The 5,547-nt window shown below is 57.8% G+C and carries 9 protein-coding genes; all 9 read left to right on the plus strand.

Annotated elements, in window-relative coordinates; genetic code table 11:
• The coding region (locus tag AC1DXV_RS30635; protein ID WP_477937224.1) for an RHS repeat-associated core domain-containing protein at window positions 1–527 on the plus strand (527 nt) is incomplete at its 5' end.
• Between the two features lie 83 nt (window positions 528–610).
• Window positions 611–961, plus strand: a complete 351-nt coding sequence (locus AC1DXV_RS30640; protein ID WP_477937226.1) for an ankyrin repeat domain-containing protein — start codon at window positions 611–613, stop codon at window positions 959–961.
• Between the two features lie 321 nt (window positions 962–1,282).
• Window positions 1,283–2,290: an RHS repeat domain-containing protein gene (locus AC1DXV_RS30645; protein ID WP_477937228.1), complete on the plus strand. Its 1,008-nt coding sequence runs from the start codon at window positions 1,283–1,285 to the stop codon at window positions 2,288–2,290.
• Complete coding sequence (locus AC1DXV_RS30650; RefSeq protein ID WP_477873611.1) at window positions 2,287–2,865, plus strand: tetratricopeptide repeat protein; 579 nt, start codon at window positions 2,287–2,289, stop codon at window positions 2,863–2,865. Before AC1DXV_RS30645 ends, AC1DXV_RS30650 begins: the two co-directional genes overlap by 4 nt.
• Window positions 2,866–2,925: 60 nt before the next feature.
• Complete coding sequence (locus AC1DXV_RS30655) at window positions 2,926–4,176, plus strand: RHS repeat-associated core domain-containing protein (RefSeq protein ID WP_477937230.1); 1,251 nt, start codon at window positions 2,926–2,928, stop codon at window positions 4,174–4,176.
• A 43-nt stretch (window positions 4,177–4,219) separates the two neighbouring features.
• Entirely contained in the window at window positions 4,220–4,474 is a 255-nt protein-coding gene (locus tag AC1DXV_RS30660; protein WP_477873573.1) for a hypothetical protein, read from the plus strand.
• Between the two features lie 9 nt (window positions 4,475–4,483).
• Window positions 4,484–4,882 (plus strand): Imm44 family immunity protein, encoded by a 399-nt coding sequence (locus AC1DXV_RS30665; protein ID WP_477873574.1) that lies wholly within the window; start codon window positions 4,484–4,486, stop codon window positions 4,880–4,882.
• 31 nt (window positions 4,883–4,913) lie between these two features.
• Entirely contained in the window at window positions 4,914–5,216 is a 303-nt protein-coding gene (locus AC1DXV_RS30670; protein WP_477873575.1) for a hypothetical protein, read from the plus strand.
• Window positions 5,217–5,239: 23 nt separating this feature from the next.
• Window positions 5,240–5,547, plus strand: a 308-nt coding sequence (locus tag AC1DXV_RS30675; protein ID WP_477937232.1) for a hypothetical protein, incomplete at its 3' end; no start/stop codon positions are given.

Raw genomic sequence — 5,547 nt, forward strand, 5'->3', positions numbered from 1 at the left:
ACCTGAGGTTCCCGGGGCAGTATGCGGACCAGGAGAGCGGGCTGTTCTACAACTACCGCCGGTACTACAACGCGGCGGGCGGGCAGTACACGCAGAGTGATCCGATCGGGTTGGCCGGAGGCATCAACACGTTTGCATATGTCTCGGCAAACCCGTTGAGCTTGGCCGATCCAAGCGGATTGGCACCTGACGTGCGCATCTGTGTGAATGGAGTCTGTCCCCCACCGCCGCCGGTATGGAACCCTGATGGCCCTAGACCAGCACCGCCGTCTTTGCCAGATCTGACAAAACCAAGTCCGCTTTTGCCGACATGGAATTGGGATGGGATAACTTGGCCTTCTTGGATGGCGGCAAAGCCTCCCCGCTTTACAGATCCGCAAGCGGACATTGATCATAAGGCGTATAAAGATGAATATGACAAAAAACCGCCTCCAGGTCTAGATCCGTGCGAATTTCTAAAATGGAAATTGGCTCGAGAAAAAGCTGTTATGGGTGCGCGGATGGCGTTTGATGCAAAGTATGGGTAGCCGTGGCATACGCAACCCATTGCGGACGGAGCGCGTGCTATCAAGAAAATTGAAGATCAGATTAAAAATACGCCGGGGTGCACATGTCCATAAAACTGAATGACGCGGACGTTTCGCAGTTGCAAAGTAAATATTATTACTTAACCAATTTTGAATCGGAAAATCCAAGTGCACCGATCGACCCACTCAACTACCGAGATGCAGGCGGCGACAATCTTATGCACATTGCGGCCCGACATGGCGACATAAATACGATTAAGTTATTAATCGGGGCCGGCATGTGCATCGACGAGCAGGGGGAGATGGGTTTCACAGCTTTGCACAATGCATATCAATATAAGCAACCTGAAGTCGTTGATTTTTTATTGGCTCATGGAGCTTCGACAAAGATTGAAAATAATTTTGGAAAGCTACCCGGCGATTACGCCGGCTGAGACTGCCGATGCCACCCCGGCCGACCGGCCGGGGGCCCCTGTAAAACCGCGGCCACGAGGGTCAAGCCTTGCCTTTTGCCTGTCCCTTCTTGCCCTTGTTATCGGAAGTGACGAACCCGATAGGCCGCTTGTGCGGCTCGGATGGCGTCATGAGTTCAGTGCATCGAACACCTCTTGAGCCCAATCAAGACCAGCTCGCAAATCCGAACTGCCCAGCCCGCTCGCGGACGTATCGGACCACCGCGTTCAAGTCCATCACCTCCAGCCTGTTCTTCTTGAGAAACGACCGCCACTGCACTTGCTTGGTGGCGTCTTCGGCAAATGCATTGCTCAGGCCAATTGGATGGCTCGGGCTACACGGCGACGTACAACCTGCGCGGCCAGCTCGCGACGATCACCAAGGCTGGGGTGACGACGCGCTACACCTACAACGCGGCCGGGCAGCGCGTGCGCAAGGTGAGCARCACGGGGCCGCAGAGCACGGTGGTGTTCGTGTACGACCAGGCGGGCCACCTGCTGGGCGAGTACGACCAGAACGGCGCCGCGCTGCGGGAATACGTGTGGCTGCGCGACACGCCGATGGCGATGTTCACGCCCGACCCGGCGAACCCATCGGGCGAGCCGCTGGTGTACTTCATCCACAGCGATCACCTGAACACGCCCAGGGTGGTGGTGGACCGCGAGAACCGGGTGCGCTGGCGCTGGCTGGCGGAGCCCTTCGGGACGAGCGCGCCGGAGACCAACCCGAGYGGGCTGGGGGTCTTCGTGCAGAACCTGAGGTTCCCGGGGCAGTATGCGGACCAGGAGAGCGGGCTGTTCTACAACTACCACCGGTACTACGCGGCTGGCGGTGGGCAGTACACGCAGAGTGATCCGATCGGGCTGGCGAGTGGAAGTGCTTCGACATACGGGTATGTGGATGGAAATCCATTGAGCTACATCGATCCAGATGGATTGATGGAAATCTATCGAGATGGGAAGGTGACGATGCATTCTTATCCGGGCCCGCAAGCAGGTGGAAACGAACATGCTCGGCAGGGGCCCGGGGCGGCCTACCACATTCACGTCAAAGACGGGCAAGGCCGCGAAGCGCGGATTTCTACTGAGACGTGGAAGCCACTGACGCCGGACGACAAAAAAATCTACGAGAGCAGTAAAGAGATGCAAAAAGCATGTGACAAGCTGACGGAGGGCGAGAAGAAGTGGTTCGACCGCCTGAATCGACAGATATTCCATCGTGGTGGACCTACAGTAAACCAGTTGCTGCGAATGGGCACCATACGTGGAGGCAATCGAGGCCCAGTAGTCGGTGGAAGGACTGACGAATGACGCAAAAATCTGAAAAGTTCTTGAAGGCAATGGATGCCTACGACCATGACAGGTTGGACCTCGCGCTGCGTCTTATGGAAGAGTGCGCCGAGGAGGGCGACTCGGAGGCGTGCTTTACGACCGCTCTTTGGTATCGAGATGGTGAAGGTGCGCCAGCAAATTCAGAGCGCAGCTCAAAATGGCTATCCCGCCTTGAAGAGCTCGCCGAGCGAGGTGAGCTCGATGCGCAGTGGAATGTGGGGCAAAACTATCGATTCGCCAACGTTCTGCCATTGAACATCGAGCGGGCGAATCACTGGCTGGAGCGAGCGGCCGAAGGCGGCCACGGCGAAGCGCAGCATCACTTGGCTTGGTACTACGAGACGGGGCAATACAACTACCCCATCGATCCTGCTGAAGCGGCCAAGTGGTACCAGCGCGCGTTTGAGCAAGAGAACCCTGAAACGCTGTATCTGTACGCAGTAAGGTTGTTCCGCAATGGTCAGCCTACCGAGGAAGCCCTGCAACTTCTGAGACGAGCGGTGGACAAGGGCTTCAGGCAAGCTGAGCACGTGCTTCAGTCTTATACACATTGATACGGTCTTCGCATTCAAGAAGTTCTCGCTGGGAGAACCTTCGGTGTCGTCAAGGCCGGGTTGGGCGGCACGCCGCTGATCACGCAGATCGAGTGGACGCCGTTCGCCGGCACGGTCAAGCGCTGGGGCTGGGCGATGGCGAGCGGCACGAAGGCGAACGAGCGCCACTTCGACCTCGCGGGCCGGGCGATCCGCTACCCGCTGGGCGAGGCGCTGCGGGATGTGCGCTACGACGAGGCGAGCCGCATCGTGAGCTTCACGCACCTGAGCGCGGACGGCACGGCGCAGCCGGCGCTGGACCAGGTGTTCGGCTACGACGAGAACAGCCGGCTGACCGGCATCACGACGAACGCGGCGAGCTGGGCGATCCACTACGACGCGAACGGCAACCGCACGGGGCTGAGCCTGAACGGCAGCCCGAGCACGTACGGCGTGGAGGCGACGAGCAACCGGACCACGAGCATCACGAACCCGGCCAGAAGCCTCGTGTTCGACAGCGCCGGCAACACGCTCAGCGACAGCGCGGCCGATGGCTCGGGCTACACGGCGACGTACAACCTGCGCGGCCAGCTCGCGACGATCACCAAGGGCGGGGTGACGACGCGCTACACGTACAACGCGGCCGGGCAGCGCGTGCGCAAGGTGAGCAGCACGGGGCCGCAAAGCACGGTGGTGTTCGTGTACGACCAGTCGGGCCACCTGCTGGGCGAGTACGACCAGAACGGCGCCGCGTTGCGGGAATACGTGTGGCTGCGCGACACGCCGATGGCGATGTTCACGCCCGACCCGGCGAACCCATCGGGCGAGCCGCTGGTGTACTTCATCCACACCGATCACCTGAACACGCCGCGGGTGGTGGTGGACCGGCAGAACCGGGTGCGCTGGCGCTGGCTGGCCGAGCCCTTCGGCACGAGCGCGCCGGAGACCAACCCGAGCGGGYTGGGGGYCTTTACGCAGAACCTGAGGTTCCCGGGGCAGTATGCGGATGCGGAGAGTGGGCTGTTCTACAACTACCACCGCTACTACAACTCGGCGGGCGGGCAGTACACGCAGAGCGATCCGATCGGGCTGGCGGGTGGGAGCGTGTCGACATATGGGTATGTGGGTGGGAATCCTCTCTCGTACACGGACCCTCAAGGGCTATGTCCGGTATGTGTCATTGTTTGGATTGCCGAGGTATTCGGCGTTTCAGTCGAAACGGTTGTTGTAGGAAGCGTTATAGGGACGGAAATTGGAGTCGGCCTCGCTACCGGCGCTGTTGTCCCAGGGGTTCCGGTGGGGGGCGGTCGGGAATACAGTTCGAACTGCTGAGAAATACTCCCTAAGAGTTCTAAAGGATGGTTTCTATCCGGTGATGAAACGAGGGCGCAAGGATCCAGTCGCAATAACTTGGTGTGAGGCGGGTGATGTCTGGAAATTTGGGAAGACTATTAATCCGTCAACCAGATATTCTCAAGCCACTTTGGACAATATAGGCGAGCATGGTGTGGTGTATGCCAAGGAATTTGCATCTCTGAGCAACGAGGCATTGTTGCTTGAATTGATGAAGATTGAAAACTACGTGCTGCAAGCAGGCAAATTGCCGCCTGGAAATAAAATTAAGAGATAGGAAGGGTAAATGAAGATATTTCTCAGCGGTGATGTGGATTGGGAATCTCGTGTCGATACTATTTGTTTGGAGCTTGCAAAAATTGATGAGGTTCCGTTTTTTGCTGGGCGACCCTATGGCTCGCGATTGCAAAAGGTGGGGGTAATTCTGGTTTGCCACAATGAGGAACTTGGGCTCAAGCAAAGAGTTCGCCTCGACCGAAAAAACCGCGTTCTCTACATGGACGTTATGCTTGATTTCAATGAAATGAAAACCGCATCGCAGCAAGAGAGGAGAAGGATCGTGGCGACTCGTCTTGTCGACGAAGTAAGTCGAGTGGTATCAAAGTATGCGAGCAACGAGTTCAATGCTGCGATGTTCAGCAGTGATTTCCGGCGTTGGATCGAATCGACGGGCTGGCTGACGTAGCTCGCCACGGAGGGCTGCTTGCAACTTCAAAATGAGGCGAGCATCACGACGAACGCGGCGAGCCTGGGGCATCCACTACGACGCGAACGGCAACCGCACGGGCCTGAGCCTGAACGGCAGCCCGAGCACCTACAGCGTGGAGGCGACGAGCAACCGCAAGACGAGCATCACGAACCCGGCGCACAGCCTCGTGTTCGACAGCGCGGGCACCACGCTCAGCGACAGCGCGGCCGATGGCTCGGGCTACACGGCGACATACAACCTGCGGGGCCAGCTCGCGACGATCACCAAGAACGGGGTGACGACGCGCTACAACGCAGCAGAATCGCATTAATATCACAAATGATTTTTTTTGAGATGAATCACCTGATTCTTCCACGCGAATTCCTTCTGGGCACTCAGTCAGCGGGCGATATTAAGTGGATTGATGCCCCTGGGCTGGGCTTGGGAGGATGCTTCTACGATTATTTCAGATCCACTGATGGGGCGGTTGTCGGTGTGCGGTACTGGATCATGGAGTCATTGGATTCTCGGCGACACCCTGTGTATTCTCAGTTCCTGAATGACAGTAGATTCTCATTTGATGAATCGGGTGCCTTTGTTGATATCTTCTTCGAAGAAAATGGTGGCCTCCTTGAACGGAGGGGGATGGTATCCCTTGACGT

Source organism: Rhizobacter sp. P3_C12 (assembly GCF_056402735.1).

Coding starts and splice junctions, on each gene's coding strand:
- AC1DXV_RS30640 (WP_477937226.1), top strand. CDS start 611: ATGTCCATAAAACTGAATGACGCGGACGTTTCGCAGTTGCAAAGTAAA.
- AC1DXV_RS30665 (WP_477873574.1), top strand. CDS start 4,484: ATGAAGATATTTCTCAGCGGTGATGTGGATTGGGAATCTCGTGTCGAT.
- AC1DXV_RS30670 (WP_477873575.1), top strand. CDS start 4,914: ATGAGGCGAGCATCACGACGAACGCGGCGAGCCTGGGGCATCCACTAC.
- AC1DXV_RS30650 (WP_477873611.1), top strand. CDS start 2,287: ATGACGCAAAAATCTGAAAAGTTCTTGAAGGCAATGGATGCCTACGAC.
- AC1DXV_RS30660 (WP_477873573.1), top strand. CDS start 4,220: ATGAAACGAGGGCGCAAGGATCCAGTCGCAATAACTTGGTGTGAGGCG.